The sequence below is a fragment of the Lewinellaceae bacterium genome (assembly GCA_020636105.1).
Lineage (GTDB): Bacteria > Bacteroidota > Bacteroidia > Chitinophagales > Saprospiraceae > BCD1.
On sequence record JACJYL010000001.1, the window covers coordinates 329,391 to 345,919 of the forward strand.

A 16,529-nucleotide genomic window follows, 5' to 3' on the forward strand; every position below is an offset into this window, starting at 1 on the left:
AGGTTCCGCCTACAAGATGAATCAAAAGTATTGTCCATTAGGTCATAAGCGCGATATGGCAGGCTCTTTTGTTACGGAATTTCGACGAGAAGTAAAGGATTACTGGTAGTCGAAACGAAAACCTAACCTCAGCCCCAGGTAGATTTGCTTTAGACTGGTTTCGTCTTCCGGGTAATTCCATTCTTTGATTCCTATGTCGACGGTGGAAATATCTTTCCAGTCAAGAGTAGGGTAGTAGCGAAACATCGCAATGGGGGTAATGGTCACAAATTCTGATATCCCGAAGTCTATTCCGGCGCCGGCGCCGATGCTGAAAGCGAAAGCTTCCCCTTTGCTTTCGATTCCTGTTGACTGGATATTGCTTGAAAAATAACTAACCCCGGGAGAAATACGCAAAAATAACCCTTTCTGTAACTCGGGGCCTTTTTTGGAAAAAGTAGGACAGTGACAGTCGCCTTTTAAATCAAAGACATAAAAATTGGTATTGGCGAAAAAGCTGATTGTGGTGGAGCTCAATTCATATTTCAGCGGATCGTATTGATAACTATTTTTATTATTCTGGTAATTCAGTTCAGGCGTAAATTCAATCCTTTTATTTGGCAAGCGGAACCAATAATCAATACCAAAGCCAATATTATTTTCATAAAAATCGTGAATAACATCGTTGGTATTGTCGCCGTTCACTATTTTCCATTTTTCTGCATCATTAAAATGGTAACCGCCGTTAATTCCGAATTGAGCAAAAGAAGTGGAGATAGAAAATATAACTATTGACAGGGAAATGATTGTTTTTTGCATTTGCTTTGTTTTTAGTTCAAAAAAAACGAATAAAATAATTTGGGTTTTACACGATCATTAGAATTACCTCCAATGGTTTTCCAATTAATACATATCATATCCGCCCAGGGAAATGCTCGTTCGGAGGCCGAGGGAATAAATGCTCCTGTTGAGCTCACCGTCTTTCAGGATGCCTTTGATCCACATGACGAAAACGGGCTCGAGCGTAATGGCCAGTCCGCTCTCAAAGGATCGTTTCCATCCCATTCCGGTTTGAAAGGCAAAATTAACCTTCCTGAAATTGTCCCCGTCCAGAATAATGGTCTCTCCGTTTGTTTTTGATTCTCCTGAATAAAAAATGCTTTTTTCAGTATTTTGAAGGTTGTAACTCAACGCGGTTCCCAGGTTGAAGTATATGGCATTTTTATCATTGGGTCGCTGAATGAATTGCAGGACTATCGGGATTTCGATGTTTTTATTCTGATAAACAAATCGCTGGTAGGTATAGTTCTGTGAGAGTGGGTCGTCCGGTAAGATGAAATTTTTGATGCTTCGGTATCCGGTACTCATATAGTTTAATCCGAGATACAAGCCAATTTTTTCACTTTGCCAGTTGGCGAAAACACCACAGGAGTAGGAAGGACGAGCCGTTTCCATACTGTCAATTGTAACGATATCCTGTTCTGAAAAATTACCAATAGCGATCAGTCTTCTATTGGAAAAATTCGGGTGAAGGCTGATTCCCCAATCAAAACTCTGTCCAAATGAGGTGAGTGCACAAAAGAGGAAAAACAGGCTTAATACTTTATTCATGGAGTTTCATGCTTTTTTCTATCGGAAAATTATTAAACGAAATTTTTACCGGCTTATTGGAATGGTTAAGCTTAAGCCGACAATTGGCTGGTTTATTTCTGGTAGAAAATCAACGTTTGGGGTTATGTTAAAGCCAAGATCTTCATCGATATCAAAATTGCGCAGGTGCGCATCCACGAAAGCTTCGGTACCCTGAAGTACATAAATGGCAAAAGTAGCCAGAAAGGCCTGCTGCATGTATTTGTTGGCAAGATCTCTTTTGATTTTTAAAGTGGTGCTGGTGAATCCCAATTCAGAAAATTCGTGGGGCAACCCCTCCCGGGAAAGGTTTAGGGCATCTCTGAACCTGATGTAAAAACCGCGATTGTAATCAATGACCCAAATACCTCCTGCGATGGCTCCGTAAACCAGGGGCAATTTCCACCATCTTTTGTTGTAAATCTGGCCACCACCGGGAATGATGGCAAACAGTATCGCTTTGTTCGGATTGGGCCATTCCGAAGACCGGGTGGTTTTTTCCAGTTTTAAATCAGGCTCTTTTTCTGGCTTAATAGCCAGGCTATCCAACTGCTGCCCAAAGCCCTGGCACAAAAAACCCACAAGAAAAACAAAAAGGATTAGTTTTTTCATAGTAGTTCAACGATCAGACCGATATTTTGGTTGCGTTCGACGGATCTTTAACCCTTAAAACCATTTACTGCTCCACCCGCTTAAAATACTCATTGAGTTCATCCGTATCTGTAAAAGCGATCACGATCCGCCCGCCGCCCTTCTCTTTGTCGGTCAGTTCGATCTTCACTTTGATCGTTCCGAAAAAGGCTTTAAAATCATCCAGCACTGCTTTATAGTCCTGGCCGGCGTCAAGATTTGCTTTTACCTTTTTGGTGGCCACGGAAAATTTCTTGGCTTCTTTTTCAGCATCGCGTACTGAGAGTTTGTTGTTCAGAATTTTATCCAGTAGCTGTTTTTGCAACAATTTATCCTGAATTCCGGCTATGGCGCGGGCATGGCCCATAGACAACTCCCCTTTTTTCAAAGCCTCAATTACTTCGATGTGCAGATCCAACAATCTTAAATAATTGGTGATGGTGCTTCTTTTTTTGCCTACACGTTTGGAGAGCTCAAGGTCAGTAAGATTACATTCTTCTTTAAGGCGGTAATAACTGACAGCAACTTCAAAGGGGTTAAGATCCTGCCGTTGAATATTTTCGATAAGTGCCATTTCCAGGATGGTCTGGTCGTTGGCGATACGAATGTATGCAGGCACCTCTTCGAGTCCGGCAATTTGAGATGCCCTGTAGCGTCTTTCCCCGGAGATGATCTGGAATTCGTGGTCATTGAACCTTCTGACGGTAATCGGTTGAATGAGGCCATGAACCTGAATGGAGGCAGCGAGTTCTTCGAGTGCCTCAGGATCAAAATCTTTTCGTGGCTGCCCCGGGTTGGGTTCGATTTCTTTGAGCGGGATCATGGCAAAATGCTGGGAAAATTCCTTGACAATCTTTTCCGGATCCCGCTCAATCTCTTCGTCGATGTTTTTGGGGATAATGGCATGAATACCCCCTCCACTGCCCGTTCCTGCAAATCGGCTCTGAATACTTGATCTGAGTTGATCTTTGCTTACTTTTGTTGGGTTCTTACTACTTATTTTTTTTGCCATCCTAAAGGTTTTTACTGGTTTTATATACTGATTGATGGGGAATTATAAGTTTGCTTTGACTGTATCCTGGTTTTTTTCCAGGAATTCCATGGCAAGATTGAGGAAGTTGATGCTTCCCTGCGAGCCGGCGTTGATCATAATGGCCGGCATGTGCATATTAGGGGCTTCCCCTATTTTAGAGTTTCTGTGCACGATAGTATCATACACGAGGTCACCGAAAATATCCCTGATCTCGGCCACGATGACATTGGCCAGTCTGAGCCTTTTATCATACATAGAGAGCAGGATACCCTCAATGGTCAGTTTCGGGTTCAATTGTTTTTGGACCAGGGCGATGCTGTCTCTCAGTTTGGCCAACCCTTCGAGGGCAAAAAACTCACATTGCACGGGAACTAAAACGGAATCCGCAGCGGTGAGCGCGTTTAGCGTGATCAAACCAAGGGAGGGTAAACAATCGATGAAAATATAATCGTAATCATCTTTTACCTGCTCCACGACACCGCGAAGCACAAATTCGCGGTGCTGCATGCCGGCCAATTCAATTTCTGCGCCAACGAGGTTAATGCTGGAAGGAATGATATGCAAATTAGGGGTGTCGGTTTCGTATATAGCTTCCGTCGGATCAAGCCCGTTGATGAGGCAATCATAAATATTGGTGTCTACGTCTTCTTCAATAGCCCCAACACCAGAGGAAGCATTTGCCTGTGGATCTGCGTCGATGAGCAGTACCTTTTTTTCCAATACGGCCAGACTGGCAGCCAAATTGATGGCGGTGGTTGTTTTACCGACGCCTCCTTTTTGGTTGGCGATCGTCACTACTTTTCCCATGGTGTTCTTTTAATTATGAATTACTGGTTATGAATTACTATAAATGTGATGGTTTTGATTTGGCGGTTTGAAATGCGGCGGATTTATTAAATTTACCGAGCTATAATCCTATGCTTTCGCCAACCGGCAGCAAAATTAATTCTTTTCCGGTATCTTCAAAAGCTTTTTTTGCCGCATCATGGTCGATCATGATATAACCAAAGGTATCGTAATGGCAACCCACGATTTTTTTGCACTCAATAAAGTCTGCGGCATGGGATGCTTCGTTATAATCCATCGTGAAATTATCTCCGATGGGTAAAATGGCGAAATCAAGTTTGGGACAGCCCATCGGAATGAGTTTCATATCCATCGTGAGGGCCGTATCCCCGGCAAAATAAAAGCAATGGTTTTCATTCCATAGGACAAACCCGCCTGGATTACCGCCATAAGTACCATCGGGAAGCGCACTGGAGTGAATGGCATTAACATATTTTACAGTTCCGAAATCAAAATTCCATTTCCCGCCGTGATTCATGGGATGCCCGCTAAGGCCTTTTTGTTCAAACCAGGAAACAATTTCAAAATTGGAGATCACTTTGGCCCCTGTTCTTTTTCCGATAGACTCTACTTCCGCTACATGATCTCCGTGACCGTGAGAAATCAGGATGTAATCGGCAGGTATTTTTTCTATATCAATATTTTTTGCAAGGGCATTGCCGGAAATGAATGGATCAAAAAGTAAATTTTTTCCATTCATTTCTACGCCAAAACAAGCGTGACCGTAATAAGTGATTTTCATGATCTATTATTTTTCAGGTTAATAGTTTTCGTCAAAAGGCTGTGATCGGTTGCTTAAACCGTAAGAAATTCCTTTTGGTGTAAAATCTGTAAAGACGAAAATGATGAGATAAGGTGGTTAAATTTACCTAAACCTTATCTTTGCCGCCAAATTTAACAAAAAATTCGCCCTTTAAGGATTTATATTGAACAATAATGAACTAATCGACTTTTATTAATTGTTCTATTCATGTAGGAAAAAAATGATCAAAAAATGATTACAGTAGTATCGGGTTCGAACAGGGAATACAACAGGACGCTGGCCTTTGCGAAAAAGTACGTGGAAATTTTGAAGGAAATGACAGAAGAGGAAATCGTGCTTCTCGACATGTCCGAAATGCCTTTTGACTGGATGCATGAGGCCATGTATTCTGAACATCAGCAGTCGGAGAGTCTCGCTGGCTTGCAGGATAAGTATATTACCGCAGCAAATAAATTTGTATTTATCACCCCTGAATACAATGGCAGTTATCCCGGTATTGTAAAATTGTTTTTAGATGCTTGTTCCGTCAGGAATTATGATTCCAATTTCAAGCAAAAAAAAGTGGCTCTCGTAGGGGTGGCGACAGGCCGTGCCGGTAATCTCAGAGGTATGGACCATCTGGCCGACGCTCTCAACCATATGGGAGCCATCACCCTGCCCAACAGGATGCCTTACTCAAGCGTTTCGGGCCTGATTGATAAAAATGGTAACGTGGTTGATGAAGCCACGATCAAAACCATTCGCAAACATATAGCCGAGTTTGTGGAATTTTAGACCACCTCTACCAGGAATTTATTTTTCTTCCCGTTTTCTACCATAAGAAATCGTCCGTGCAGCAATTGAGATGCAGGCACTTCTTCCTCATGGTTGGTGATTTTCTCCTTGTTCACTGAAATGGCATTGCCCTGGATGGCCCGGCGTGCATCGCCATTGGAACTTACCACGGACGTCAGTCCGGCTAAGAGGTTTACGATATTTACACCCTTATTGAATTCATCTTTGGCAATCTGAAACCGGGGAATTTCCTGTCCCACTGTTTCCAGTTCAGCAGGAGTAAGGCTGGTTAAAAATGCCTGGTCAGCATTTTTATTAAACAGGAGTTCCGTAACTTTCAAAACCGATTCATAATCCTCCCTGGAATGAATGCGTACCGTCAGTTCTTCCGCCAAAATGCGTTTCAGTGTCTGAGGATCATTGGCGTACTCGGCTTCCATTCCTTCAATTTCTTCGCGTGATTTGAGACTGAAATAGCGGAAAAACTTTGGCAGGTCGGCGTCGTCTGCATTAATCCAGAACTGGTAGAACTGGTAAGGAGAAGTCAATTTGGGGTCGAGCCACAGGTTGCCCTGCTCGGATTTTCCAAATTTTTTCCCGTCGGCCTTGGTCAGCAGTGGGGTAGTGGCGGCATAAGCTTTTTCCTGTAGATTACGGCGTATAAATTCCGTACCGGAAGTGATGTTACCCCATTGATCCGATCCTCCCATTTGTACTTTACATCCGTATTCTTTGTAAAGGCACTGAAAATCGTAGGCCTGGAGCAGTTGGTAGCTGAATTCCGTAAAAGACAAACCCGTTTCGAGCCGGTTTTTGACAGAATCCTTTGACATCATATAGTTTACCGTCAGGGTTTTGCCTACATCGCGCAGGAAATCCAGTACGTTCATATTTTTGTAAAAATCAAGGTTGTTGACGATCTCAGCCTTGTTTTCTCCTTTTTCAAATTCCAGGAATTTATACACCTGTTTTTTTTGAAATTCGAGGTTTCCATCGAGTTCGTCGTATGACTTGAGTTGTCTTTCCTCATCTTTTCCGGAGGGATCCCCAATCCTTCCAGTAGCCCCACCCATCAAAACAATGGGTTTGTGGCCTGACAGCTGAAAAAATTTAAGCAACATGATTTGCACATAATTCCCAATCGTCATAGAAGGGGCTGTAGGATCGAAACCTATATAACCAGTCATCATGCCTTCATTGAGTGCTTCCTTTGTACCGGGAGTGGCATCGTGCAACATACCTCTCCATTCCAATTCTTCGATAAAATTCATGTTTTTAAATTTTTGAACCGCAAATGTATGGGAATTTAATTTTTAAAGCTAAAAGTACCCGGCAAAATTAAAGTTTTGCCCTTAAAAAAACAGGCGAATGAGTGTAAACTCATCCGCCTGCCGTATTTTTTATGACTTAGTTTTTTTAGTCGATCCTGAGTGATCCGCGCCAGCCCAGATCTGCTGTGGCGCCAAGTTGTTTCAGCATCCTGGCGTGGCTGATTAATGCCGAGCGGAATGTCTTTTCAGAATTATAGGGCAAGCCATATTCCAGGGCTGTTTTTTCTATGATCTTATTGATTTTGGAATAGTGTATATGGCAGACATGGGGGAACAAATGATGCTCTATCTGGTAATTCAATCCGCCGATAAACCACGAGAGAATCTTATTATTCGGGGCAAAATTGGTGGTCGTGTACATCTGGTGTACCGCCCAGTTGTTTTCAATAATGCCGTTTTCGTTGGGTAATGGAAATTCTGAGGTCGGCATGACGTGTGCCGGCTGGAAAACACTGGCCAAAATGAGTCCTGCCACAAAATGCATGCTAAAAAAGAAGGCCAGGGTCAGCCACCATGAAAAAGGTAACATGATCATGGGAAGGACGAGAAACATGCCAAGGTAAACTACTTTTGCGAGTAAAACTTTCACGAACAGGGTCGAAAATTGAGTCTTTTCAAATTGATTCAGTAAGCCTTTTATACGATACCGCTTCAATTGTTTGAAATCTTTGGTCGTTGACCACATGATCGTCATTAAGCCGTAAAAAAACCAGGCATATAAATACTGGAACTTATGGATCTTGTGGTGTTTTTGGTGAGGGGAGAAACGGAGAATACTTACCGTTTTTATGTCTTCATCAAGTCCTTCAACATTAGTGTAGGTGTGGTGAAGGACATTGTGTTGTATTTTCCAATTGAGCGCATTGCCTCCAAGGAGGTTGATGATCAATCCGAGGTATTTGTTGACGGTTTTGTTTTTTGAATAGGAATTGTGGTTGGCATCATGCATGACAGAGAATCCAACTCCTGCCATACCCACTCCCATGACAAGGTACAAGGCAAAAATGATCCAGGCATTGGTAATCAACCCGCTTAGGATGAGAAAATACGGAGCCAGGTAGATTAAGACCATTGCAACAGTCTTGATATACATCTGGGTATTGCCGTATCGGGAAATATTATTCTCATTGAAATACGCCCTGACTCTCTCCTTGGCTGTATTGATAAAATCAGAGGAAAATTCCTTTGAATATTTTACTTTTTTTGATTGCTGCATAGTAGCTTTTGTTTGTTATGGGTGTGAAAATAGGCTAATTATTAAAAAAAGAATGACTTTACTTCTTTTTTCTTTTTTCATAATGCTGAAATTTTCACCACCGGACTATATTTAATGCTTGTAAATCAATCGATTATTAACTGATGTGAATCACACCGGCCAATAGATTGGCAAGGTTAAAAAATTTAGGGAAAGGATATTTATTGTGGTCAGGATGAAAACTTAAACAACTAAGTTTGCGAATTGTTTATCATTCTCTTTTTCTTTGTTGGAATTTCCTACTTTTACGATCTTAAAGAATTTTTATGAATTTTGCTTATTTTATCACAAGGAAGGTCGCACGTTTCGGGCAACAATCTTTTTCAAGGCTGATTATCAGGTTTGCGGTGATCACGGTTGCGCTCAGCGTAACCGTGATGATTGCTTCCACTGCTTTGATCGCAGGGTTTAAAAAAGAAATAAGCAGTAAAATATTCGGATTCTGGGGACATATTCACATTTCAGATTCGGGAGTGAGTCGTTCCATTCTTGAAGCCAAACCAATCAGTAAATACCAGGATTTTTACCCTTCAATGGATACGATAAGGCAGGTTTCTTATTTTGATTACGAAGAATGGAGAGGTAAGGAAATAACCGTGGAGAAGAAGAGCAGGGAAGGCATCAGGCATGTCCAGGTTTTTGCCGTTAAACCGGGGATCATACAGGCGAATGAAGAAATCGAGGGCATTATCCTGAAGGGAGTGGATCAGGATTTTGACTGGAAGTTTATTCTAAGTTATATCAAAGAGGGCACGGTTTTGAATCTGCAGGATTCGGTTATGTCGAATGAAATACTGATATCAAGGCAAACGGCAAACAGGCTAAAAGTTGGCGTTGGGGATAAATTTACCATTCATTTCCCTGAAAAAAATGAGCAAAGGAAACGACGCTTTACCATTTGCGGAATTTACAAAACAGGGCTTGAGGAATACGACCAGAAATTTGCACTGGTGGATATCAGGCAGGTGCAGCAATTGTCTGATTGGAAGGAAGATGAGATCAGCGGATTTGAAGTTTTTCTGGATGATATTGAAGACCTGGACGTTATTACCAATTATGTTTATTACGATATATTGCCACCCACTTTGTATGCCGAAAAAATAAGTGAAAAATTCAGCGAGGTTTTTGATTGGCTCGACCTCCAGGATATCAACGAAGTGGTTATTATCGCTCTCATGCTTGTGGTGGCGATAATTAATATGATTACAGCCTTATTGATCCTGATCCTTGAGCGGACCAATATGATCGGGATATTGAAAGCGCTGGGGAGTACAAACTGGACCGTCAGGAAAATATTTTTGTATTATGCAGGTTATATCGTTTTGGCGGGATTATTTTGGGGTAATCTTCTAGGGCTTGGACTTTGTTTTTTGCAGGATACTTTTGGGTTTATAAAGTTGTCTGAAGAAAATTATTATCTCAGTGTTGCTCCTGTTGACATCAATTGGCTGGCCGTCCTGTTTCTAAATGCGGGGACACTGGTGGTAACGGTTCTCGCATTAATTATTCCTTCTTACCTGATTACCCGAATCAGCCCTGTTAAGGCCATTCGGTTTAAGTAAGTACAGGTATTTTATTTTGAATGCCCTGTTAATCGAAAAAGGATTTGGGTATTGCGCCGGCAAGTTGTAAGTTTGTAGGGATTTTGTTTTGAGTATTTATAAAATCCAGCCAATATCGTTTCGCAAAGGAGCTATTCACGGTAGATCAGGCCAAATAGTTGAAAGCTTAATACTGAATTTACAGATTATGATTCGCTATTATATAAAAGAGGATGGAAGATTAAAAGAACTGGAAACTCCAGAAGTTTCCTGCTGGATAAATATTAGTCCGCCTTTTACTCAGGAAGAGCTCGAAAATGTGGCCATTCAATTTGAGGTTCCATTGGATTTCCTTACTGACTCGCTGGATATTGACGAGCGGTCCCGCTATGAACGTGAAGATGAGACCCGATTGATTCTTTTTAACACCCCGATTCTCAATGAACTGGAGGGCGAAAATGAATCCATTTATACCACCGTTCCTATAGGCATTATTTTCACCATTGATCACTTGATTACCATATCGGCCCACCAGAGTCCTGTTTTGCAACGATTCCTGGATGGACGAGTCAAACATTTTGATCCGGAAGATGAGGCACTTTTCGCTCTTCAGATCATGGAACAAAACGTTTATCGTTTTTTGACTTGCCTGAAAAAATTAAATCTCAAACGGAACCTCATCGAGAATGAATTATCCGATTCAAGCAGGAACAAGGAATTAAAACAATTGCTTAGCATAGAAAAGAGTTTGGTGTATTTCGTTAATTCCCTGAGTTCAAACGAACTGCTGAAGCTAAAAATGAAACGAACTGATTTTCTCAACATCAGGGAAGACGAGGAAAAAGCTGATCTTTTTGAAGACATCATTGTTGACAACAGCCAGGCCCTCGAAATGTCTAACGTTTATACTAATATTTTGCATGGAACCATGGAAGCTTATGGGTCCATTATTTCCAATAATTTGAACATTACCATCAGGAGATTAACCACGATCACCATTATTTTGATGGTTCCAACCCTTTTGGCGAGTTTTTACGGAATGAACGTTCCTTTGCCGAATGAAAAAGATCCCAATATGCTGCTGTATATTCTCATCGGATCCATTTTAGTCAGTGCACTCCTTGCCTGGTATTTCCAGCGGAAACGACTTTTTTAAATGTCTTCCAATTTCCTTATGTATTTGTTTTTCGGGCTTATTTTTCATTTCTTGAGAGTTATCCACATATGTGGATAAAAAAATGTTAAACTTAAAGACTTCATTTATAAGTACTTGTGTTTTGGGTTCACAAAATGTGGATAACTTTATTAAGATGATTTTTTAATGTTTTTTATCTTAGTGGTCAAGTTATCTAATAGCTTTTATTAGATTCAAACTTACTGATACACAATTAACTGTCTGTTAAGTTTAGGGCAGACAATAAAAGGTAGTCCATGTAAATGGTCTACCTTTTTTACTTATCCTAACAGGAATAACCGTTCCGTAAATGAGCCGAGAATTTTAACACGTATTGCCTACCTTTATTTTTGTTTCGCCCATTTTCAAAATAGCTGTTGTTTTTTGCAATGGCAAAGTTTTTCATACATACTTTAAAGAACTGCTGCACAATTCAATTCCGGCTGTATTCTGCCGGTATAATAATGTTATGAAAATTTTGAACAAATGCAGCGTATTTATCTAGTGGTTCTTTCTCTTTTTGTTTTTCAATTGAGGGCCTATGCTCAACCGAAATGGGAGCTCAATACCTTCGGGGGATTCTCTAATTATCTGGGGGATTTGGTGGACACTCCCTTTCCTTACGCCAATACAATGATGCCTGCTTTTGGTATTGGAGTCGGTTTTTTGCCAAAACCATCTTTTGCCTTCGAATTCAATGCATCCATGGTGAACTTTACCGGTGATGATCAAAATATTGGAGGTAAAATTTTTTCAAGAAGATCCTTTAGCTTTACCTCACGGGCTGTGGAATTGAGCATAAATACCCGGTGGGAACCTTTGGGGGCACAGCGTTATCAGCAATATGGAAATTTTTCAGGCATGATTTCACCTTATGTTTATGTAGGAGCAGGAATCCTTTTTGTGGATGCTGCCCCGGATTTTAGTCAGTCAAAATCCGATAATTATTTTGAAGGAATAAATGAGGATATGAAAAATAATGCCCCTACCACAGCATTTGCCATTCCTGTCGGAGGAGGCCTTAGGTTTGATTTTAGAGAAAATTTCGCAATTGACCTGAGGCTGGGTGTAAGGGCTGCCTTCACTGATTACCTCGATGGCATAAGCTTTGCCGGAAATCCTGAAGCGAATGATTGGTATATGACAGGAGGACTAAATTTTGTCTTTAGATTAGGCGATAAGGATACGGATAAGGATGGGATAAAAGACCGGGAAGATTTGTGTCCGCGGGTTGCCGGGGTCATTTCTGCAAAAGGCTGTCCGGATGCGGATGGTGACGGTTTGGAAGACCTGGAGGATCTTTGTCCTTACAAGGCAGGAGTCATGGAGCTGAACGGATGTCCGGACAGGGATGGCGATAAAATTCCCGATGCAGAGGACGATTGTCCCGGCATCGCAGGGTCTCCGACTGCCGGGGGTTGTCCTGACCTGGACGGAGACGGTATTCAAGATGCCTTGGATTGGTGTCCGGGAGAAGCAGGCGGAAAGTTATTAAATGGTTGCCCGGATTGTGACCATGACGGCGTGATCAATTGGTACGATAAATGTCCGGAAGTACCCGGAAGCCCTCTATATGCAGGATGTCCGCTGGAACTTTATGATCGTGACTATGACGGGTTTGCCAACGATATTGATGAGTGCCCTGATTTGGCGGGCACAGCTGCAGGGTGTCCCGATGCCGACGCAGACGGTGTGGCTGATTCGCTTGATAAATGTCCGGATGCTCCGGGCGAAACGGGAAGCCTGGGTTGCCCGGTAATCACAAAAAATGAGTTGACAACTTTGGAAATAGCCACAAAAGCGATTAAATTTGAAACCGGTAGTGCTGTCCTTATCCAGGAATCAATCAGCAACCTACAGCAAATCATACCTATTTTCATGAAATACCCGAATTATAATATTGAAATTCGGGGACATACGGACGACGTAGGAGAAGAAACGCGTAATCAAAAACTTTCTGAAAAAAGAGCAGCAGCCTGTTACCAGTTTTTAATGGATAATGGGATTGCTCCCTCCAGGATGAAGTATGTGGGTTTGGGAGAAGCCGAGCCCATTGCGGACAACCGTTATCTGCAAGGCAGGAAATTAAACAGGCGTGTTGAATTTGTTTTGCATCAATTTTATTCCGGTATCGAAACTCATTGACTATGAAAAAACCTTACGCTCTTCTTTTGACCTTCTTTTTTACCCTGTCCCTAGAGGCACAATATTCCTGGGAGTTGGGCCTGACTGCAGGACTTGCAAGTTACCAGGGCGATTTTACCACAACCCCTGTACCCGGATTTAAAAACAGTTCATTTGGTTTGGGGGTCATCGGGAAGTATGTCTTTAATTACAAATGGTCGGTAAGGCCAGGTGTGTACTTTAGCAGTCTTAAAGGGGATGATTTTTCTTCCGGCGATGCCTGGCGTGAAAATATCAGGCGCGCATCATTTTCAACCGAGCTGACCGAAATTTCTTTTATTGCTGAATTTGAGCCTTTTGGTGAGGAACGTTACCTGGGAGGCCGTGGGTTCAGAAAACTGGTCTCTCCTTATTTCTTCGCGGGCATTGGCCTGGCGATCATTAAACCTGAGCCGGATTTTTCTAAGACCAGTGGTTCTGCCGACTTCCTTATGAAGGTTGGGCTGGACGAAAATGCCGGCAAAATAAAGTCCCATTTTGTTTTACCTCTTGGAGCGGGAGTGAAATTTGATCTTTCAGAGTGGTGGAATGTAAGTCTTGAAATGGGGGCGAGGGCCACTTTTACGGATTACCTGGACGGGCTCTCGGAAGCAGGAAATCCCGATGCAAATGATTGGTACTACTTTACCGGAATTACGGTCTTGCGCCGGCTGGATGGATCAATGAAAATTAGATAACTAACTGTTCCTTAAACATTATTTTAACCCAAAAGCTGATCAACAACTTTTCTTACTCCGGTGCTGGCCATTTCCGCAATGACATTAAGGTTTTTTCTCATGCTTAATTCAGCATTGATGGAGGGCTTGGGGTCAACATAATAAATAGGAGCCCGGTATGGGGCATACCCAACAAGACCTGCAGCCGGATAGACTTGCATGGAAGTCCCAATAATGATCACATGATGAGCTGTGGTGATTTCCAAAAGTGCTTTTTCCAGCATGGGCACCTCTTCTCCAAACCATACTATGTGCGGACGAAGTTGGCCCCCTTTTTCGCATTTGTCACCCATCTTCAAATCATCCGGCCAATCGTAAACCAAAGATGAATCCAGCGTGCTTCGAACTTTTGTCAGCTCTCCATGAAGATGAATGATATTACTGCTTCCACCGCGCTCATGGAGGTTGTCCACGTTTTGGGTAACCACGACGACTTTGTATTTTTGTTCCAGCTCTTTTAGGGCAAAGTGGGCGGGATTGGGATCCACTTCCTTGAGTTGTTTCCGACGTTGGTTGTAAAAGTCAATCACCAATGCGTTATTTCTGCGCCATCCTTCAGGAGAAGCTACTTCCATTACATCGTATCCTTCCCAAAGCCCCCCGGCATCTCTGAAGGTTCTTATTCCACTTTCAGCACTTATACCGGCTCCGGTTAAAACCACTATTTTTTCTTTTGCCATGCTCTAATTGTTTAATATTTCATACGCTTTTCCAATATATTCTATAATATCTCCTGCGATCATACTTTTCATCCCATGTTGTTGGGAGGCAAGGTCTCCTGCTAATCCGTGCAGGTACACCCCAAGGATGGAAGCTTGCAAAGGATCATAACCTTGTGCCAGCAGGCTTGTGATCATGCCACTGAGTACGTCCCCGCTACCTGCTGTGGCCATTCCCGGATTTCCGGTAGAGTTGAAATAACAATTTCCATCCGGGCTGGCAATACAGGTATGAGCCCCTTTTAAAATAATGATGACCTTTAAATCCTGGGCCAGTTGTCTTTGAAGTTTATTTTGCTCGAAGTCGTCAGCCGTTGCCCCAAACAGGCGTTTGAATTCCCCGGGATGTGGGGTTAAAATACTGTTGGGCGGTAACTCCCTGAGCCACGCCTTGTTTTCAGCCAGGATGTTAAGGGCATCGGCGTCCAACAAGAGAGGTTTTCGGGCGGTTTGAATCACCTGATGAAGTCCTTTTTTTGTGATGTCTTTAGTATCTAAACCACAACCCATGCCCACGGCTGAGAATTTTTCCATCGCCGGAGCCTGGGAAAAATAATGCTCTTTGTCATCAATGCTCGCCATAACTTCCGGAGCACTTATTTGCATGATTGCATAACCGCATTTGGGCAGGTGAACCGTAACCAATCCACAACCTGTCCGAAGACAGGCCTTGGCGGCGAGCACAGCTGCCCCAATTTTCCCATAACTGCCCATGATGAGTAATGCATGCCCATAAGTGCCTTTATGATCGAATTTTTTCGCAGGTTTTAAAAGTAATTTTACATCCTGCTGAGTGGTAAAAAAAAAGGATGTTTTTTCATTTTGTATATAGTGATTGGACAATCCGATACTCCTGGTATGCCATTCCCCCACATAATTTTGATTTTCCGGCAATAGAAAAGCCAGCTTTGGGAGTTCGAAAGACAGGGTTTGGTCGGCCATGATAATACTTCCGGAACTGTGCTGATCCGCAAATAACCCGGATGGAATGTCGATGGAAACGACCGTATTTTCCAGGCCATTGATATATTCGACAAGATTACCCCAATACCCTTCAACAGGCCTGCTCAGGCCTGAACCAAAAATGGCATCAATAACGATCCAGCCATGCTTAAGGGGTGGAAACGGGTCTTCTTTTTTGAGCACTATTTGAGAAGACTTTATACTGTCCGGTAATCTCTGGGCATTTATTTTATTGTCCTGAGTTGCATTAGGGCCAATAGCGCAAAAGATCACCGATACCGTATAGAACCTATCGTGTAGTAGCCTGGCCACCGCCAGACCATCGCCGCCGTTATTGCCGGGGCCGCAAAAAATACATACAGGAATATCTTCGTCAGGGTTTTGTTCAATAAACCAATTGGTAAAAGCAAGAGAAGCTCTTTCCATCAAGTCGATAGAGGTAATGGGCTCATGAGCAATGGTATAGGCATCCAGTGCTCTAATTTGATTTGCTGAAAAAATTTCCATATAGAAAAAAATGGCTCCTGCCAGTTTTAGCAAGAGCCATTTGTTGGTGAAATGAATAAAAACCTTAAAAGATCAGGTATTATACTTCTTCAATAGTAGCTTTTGGAGCATTGGTTTTAACAGAGTCAATACCATTTTCCATTCCTGATTTTCCGGCATACATCTGGCTTTTGCCAATTACTTGCTTATTTTGTGCAATCAAGTTGAAATGTAGCTTGCCGTTGGCCGCTTCTTTTCTTTCATAATTGGCATCATCGGCTGCATTTTTTTGAACGGATTCAACCCCGTTCATGCAACCTGCTTTGCTGGCGTAACCCTGGCTTGATAAAATGATCTGACCATTTCCCGCTTTGAGACGGAAGTAGTATTTTTGGTCTTTATCACTTTGGAAAACTTCAAACTTCATAGTTTTCTATTTTTGTGTTTAAAAAATCAGTCCCCAAATTAAAAAAAGAAAAGGAGAGCCACAAACTTTTTGTTGAAAG

Annotated in this window: 16 protein-coding genes; 5 read left to right on the forward strand and 11 right to left on the reverse strand. The window is 42.2% G+C overall.

The window, feature by feature from the left end; genetic code table 11:
• Positions 1–99: 99 nt before the first annotated feature.
• The 6 genes from H6571_01140 to H6571_01165 all read right to left on the reverse strand — a co-directional run bounded on the left by H6571_01140 (position 100) and on the right by H6571_01165 (position 4,859).
• Positions 100–798 carry an acyloxyacyl hydrolase gene (locus tag H6571_01140; GenBank protein ID MCB9322320.1) on the reverse strand — a complete coding sequence of 233 codons (699 nt, stop codon included), beginning with the start codon at positions 796–798 and terminating at the stop codon, positions 100–102.
• Between the two features lie 84 nt (positions 799–882).
• The gene (locus H6571_01145) at positions 883–1,590 is read right to left on the reverse strand and encodes a hypothetical protein (GenBank protein ID MCB9322321.1); all 708 of its coding nucleotides are present in this window, start codon (positions 1,588–1,590) and stop codon (positions 883–885) included.
• Positions 1,591–1,635: 45 nt separating this feature from the next.
• Positions 1,636–2,220 carry a hypothetical protein gene (locus H6571_01150; GenBank protein ID MCB9322322.1) on the reverse strand — a complete coding sequence of 195 codons (585 nt, stop codon included), beginning with the start codon at positions 2,218–2,220 and terminating at the stop codon, positions 1,636–1,638.
• Positions 2,221–2,284: 64 nt separating this feature from the next.
• On the reverse strand, positions 2,285–3,250 hold the full coding sequence (locus H6571_01155) for a ParB/RepB/Spo0J family partition protein (GenBank protein ID MCB9322323.1): 966 nt from the start codon (positions 3,248–3,250) through the stop codon (positions 2,285–2,287).
• Positions 3,251–3,292: 42 nt separating this feature from the next.
• Complete coding sequence (locus H6571_01160) at positions 3,293–4,078, reverse strand: ParA family protein (GenBank protein ID MCB9322324.1); 786 nt, start codon at positions 4,076–4,078, stop codon at positions 3,293–3,295.
• A gap of 100 nt (positions 4,079–4,178) precedes the next feature.
• The gene (locus H6571_01165) at positions 4,179–4,859 is read right to left on the reverse strand and encodes a metal-dependent hydrolase (protein ID MCB9322325.1); all 681 of its coding nucleotides are present in this window, start codon (positions 4,857–4,859) and stop codon (positions 4,179–4,181) included.
• A 252-nt stretch (positions 4,860–5,111) separates the two neighbouring features.
• On the opposite strand from H6571_01165, the gene H6571_01170 reads away from it, so the two are divergent.
• Positions 5,112–5,654, forward strand: a complete 543-nt coding sequence (locus H6571_01170) for an NAD(P)H-dependent oxidoreductase (protein ID MCB9322326.1) — start codon at positions 5,112–5,114, stop codon at positions 5,652–5,654.
• Here the strand turns inward: H6571_01170 and H6571_01175 are convergent.
• A complete protein-coding gene (locus H6571_01175; protein MCB9322327.1) occupies positions 5,651–6,925 on the reverse strand; it encodes a tyrosine--tRNA ligase in 1,275 nt (424 codons plus the stop codon). The genes H6571_01170 and H6571_01175 overlap by 4 nt on opposite strands.
• 145 nt (positions 6,926–7,070) lie before the next feature.
• Positions 7,071–8,201 (reverse strand): acyl-CoA desaturase, encoded by a 1,131-nt coding sequence (locus tag H6571_01180; GenBank protein ID MCB9322328.1) that lies wholly within the window; start codon positions 8,199–8,201, stop codon positions 7,071–7,073.
• Positions 8,202–8,506: 305 nt separating this feature from the next.
• Between H6571_01180 and H6571_01185 the strand changes: the two genes are divergently transcribed.
• From H6571_01185 to H6571_01200, 4 genes are all read left to right on the forward strand, one after another.
• Entirely contained in the window at positions 8,507–9,802 is a 1,296-nt protein-coding gene (locus tag H6571_01185; protein ID MCB9322329.1) for an ABC transporter permease, read from the forward strand.
• A 187-nt stretch (positions 9,803–9,989) separates the two neighbouring features.
• The gene (locus tag H6571_01190) at positions 9,990–10,937 is read left to right on the forward strand and encodes a magnesium transporter CorA family protein (GenBank protein MCB9322330.1); all 948 of its coding nucleotides are present in this window, start codon (positions 9,990–9,992) and stop codon (positions 10,935–10,937) included.
• A 504-nt stretch (positions 10,938–11,441) separates the two neighbouring features.
• Complete coding sequence (locus H6571_01195; protein ID MCB9322331.1) at positions 11,442–13,100, forward strand: OmpA family protein; 1,659 nt, start codon at positions 11,442–11,444, stop codon at positions 13,098–13,100.
• Between the two features lie 2 nt (positions 13,101–13,102).
• Positions 13,103–13,816 carry an outer membrane beta-barrel protein gene (locus H6571_01200; protein MCB9322332.1) on the forward strand — a complete coding sequence of 238 codons (714 nt, stop codon included), beginning with the start codon at positions 13,103–13,105 and terminating at the stop codon, positions 13,814–13,816.
• A 23-nt stretch (positions 13,817–13,839) separates the two neighbouring features.
• On the opposite strand, the gene H6571_01205 is transcribed toward H6571_01200, so the two are convergent.
• The 3 genes from H6571_01205 to H6571_01215 all read right to left on the reverse strand — a co-directional run bounded on the left by H6571_01205 (position 13,840) and on the right by H6571_01215 (position 16,450).
• Positions 13,840–14,535 (reverse strand): NAD-dependent deacylase, encoded by a 696-nt coding sequence (locus H6571_01205; protein MCB9322333.1) that lies wholly within the window; start codon positions 14,533–14,535, stop codon positions 13,840–13,842.
• Positions 14,536–14,538: 3 nt separating this feature from the next.
• On the reverse strand, positions 14,539–16,044 hold the full coding sequence (locus H6571_01210) for an NAD(P)H-hydrate dehydratase (GenBank protein MCB9322334.1): 1,506 nt from the start codon (positions 16,042–16,044) through the stop codon (positions 14,539–14,541).
• Positions 16,045–16,123: 79 nt separating this feature from the next.
• Positions 16,124–16,450, reverse strand: a complete 327-nt coding sequence (locus H6571_01215) for a YegP family protein (protein MCB9322335.1) — start codon at positions 16,448–16,450, stop codon at positions 16,124–16,126.
• Positions 16,451–16,529 lie beyond the last annotated feature (79 nt).

Coding starts and splice junctions, on each gene's coding strand:
- H6571_01140 (MCB9322320.1), bottom strand. CDS start 798: ATGCAAAAAACAATCATTTCCCTGTCAATAGTTATATTTTCTATCTCC.
- H6571_01145 (MCB9322321.1), bottom strand. CDS start 1,590: ATGAATAAAGTATTAAGCCTGTTTTTCCTCTTTTGTGCACTCACCTCA.
- H6571_01150 (MCB9322322.1), bottom strand. CDS start 2,220: ATGAAAAAACTAATCCTTTTTGTTTTTCTTGTGGGTTTTTTGTGCCAG.
- H6571_01155 (MCB9322323.1), bottom strand. CDS start 3,250: ATGGCAAAAAAAATAAGTAGTAAGAACCCAACAAAAGTAAGCAAAGAT.
- H6571_01160 (MCB9322324.1), bottom strand. CDS start 4,078: ATGGGAAAAGTAGTGACGATCGCCAACCAAAAAGGAGGCGTCGGTAAA.
- H6571_01165 (MCB9322325.1), bottom strand. CDS start 4,859: ATGAAAATCACTTATTACGGTCACGCTTGTTTTGGCGTAGAAATGAAT.
- H6571_01170 (MCB9322326.1), top strand. CDS start 5,112: ATGATTACAGTAGTATCGGGTTCGAACAGGGAATACAACAGGACGCTG.
- H6571_01175 (MCB9322327.1), bottom strand. CDS start 6,925: ATGAATTTTATCGAAGAATTGGAATGGAGAGGTATGTTGCACGATGCC.
- H6571_01180 (MCB9322328.1), bottom strand. CDS start 8,201: ATGCAGCAATCAAAAAAAGTAAAATATTCAAAGGAATTTTCCTCTGAT.
- H6571_01185 (MCB9322329.1), top strand. CDS start 8,507: ATGAATTTTGCTTATTTTATCACAAGGAAGGTCGCACGTTTCGGGCAA.
- H6571_01190 (MCB9322330.1), top strand. CDS start 9,990: ATGATTCGCTATTATATAAAAGAGGATGGAAGATTAAAAGAACTGGAA.
- H6571_01195 (MCB9322331.1), top strand. CDS start 11,442: ATGCAGCGTATTTATCTAGTGGTTCTTTCTCTTTTTGTTTTTCAATTG.
- H6571_01200 (MCB9322332.1), top strand. CDS start 13,103: ATGAAAAAACCTTACGCTCTTCTTTTGACCTTCTTTTTTACCCTGTCC.
- H6571_01205 (MCB9322333.1), bottom strand. CDS start 14,535: ATGGCAAAAGAAAAAATAGTGGTTTTAACCGGAGCCGGTATAAGTGCT.
- H6571_01210 (MCB9322334.1), bottom strand. CDS start 16,044: ATGGAAATTTTTTCAGCAAATCAAATTAGAGCACTGGATGCCTATACC.
- H6571_01215 (MCB9322335.1), bottom strand. CDS start 16,450: ATGAAGTTTGAAGTTTTCCAAAGTGATAAAGACCAAAAATACTACTTC.